The organism is Bacillus sp. P4_D3 (assembly GCF_056401855.1).
In genome coordinates, this window is the sequence record NZ_JBFUIN010000934.1 from 1 (window position 1) to 1,054 (window position 1,054).

Consider the following 1,054-nt stretch of genomic DNA (forward strand, 5'->3'; position numbering starts at 1 on the left):
AAAATGGGCATTGCCAGGTGGATGGGCCGATATTGGTTATACGCCAACAGAAGTCGCAGTAAAAGAAGTATTAGAAGAGACAGGTTATAAAGTAGATCATTTTAGGCTACTAGCAATATTCGATAAAGAAAAACATCAACCATCTCCATCAGCAACCCATATATATAAGGTTTTTATAGGTTGCGAGATTGTTGGTGGAGAAAAGAAACTAAGTATTGAAACAGAGGATATAGATTTTTTTAGTGAAAATGAAATACCTKATTTATCAATCGCTAGAAATACCGAATGGCAGATTAAAGAAATGTTTGCGTTTATGAAAGATCGAAATAAGGAAAGGATACTTGATTAATTAAATGAATCAAGTATCCTTTTAGGGTATATTGATGAAGGGTTGTACATATTCTTGTAACAAAAAAGAGTCTAGTGTAGTCTTCTTTAAAGTCTATGAGTTAGGTGAAGAGATTCACATGATTATATTGGCAGATGGCAATCTTTATGTGATAATGGGAGGGTATGTGAAGAAAAAAGGAGATAGAAAAGAATATGTTAGCGAATATAATAGATCAGTTATTGCAATTCTTTGCAAGTCTAGGATACTTTGGAGTAGCACTAGGTTTAATGATTGAAATTATCCCAAGTGAGATTGTACTTTCGTATGCTGGATTTTTAGTGGCAGAAGGGAAAATTAGTTTTGTCGGTGCTGTTATTGCCGGAACAATCGGTGGTACTTTAGCGCAAATCTTTTTATACTGGCTTGGATACTACGGAGGGCGTCCGGTTGTTGAGAGGTTTGGGAAATATCTGCTTATTAATAAACATCATTTAGACATAGCAGAAAATTGGTTTAAGCGTTATGGAGCTGGAGTGATATTTTCTGCACGTTTTATCCCAGTTGTACGTCATGCTATCTCTATTCCTGCAGGACTAGCTAAGATGCCGTTAAAGCTCTTTACACTGTATACAGTAGTAGCGATTATTCCATGGTCAATTCTTTTTATATACTTAGGAGAAAAGCTTGGTGGAAATTGGCGACATATTAAAGAGTATGCATCTG

The 1,054-nt window shown here is 35.5% G+C and carries 2 protein-coding genes; both read left to right on the plus strand.

Features of this window, described 5'->3' with window-relative positions; all coding sequences use genetic code 11:
• On the plus strand, positions 1 to 349 hold a 349-nt coding region (locus AC1DTM_RS28120), incomplete at its 5' end, for an NUDIX domain-containing protein (protein ID WP_477001447.1).
• 194 nt (positions 350 to 543) lie between these two features.
• Positions 544 to 1,054 (plus strand): undecaprenyl phosphate transporter UptA (uptA, locus tag AC1DTM_RS28125; RefSeq protein ID WP_477001448.1); only part of this gene is annotated, 511 nt, incomplete at its 3' end.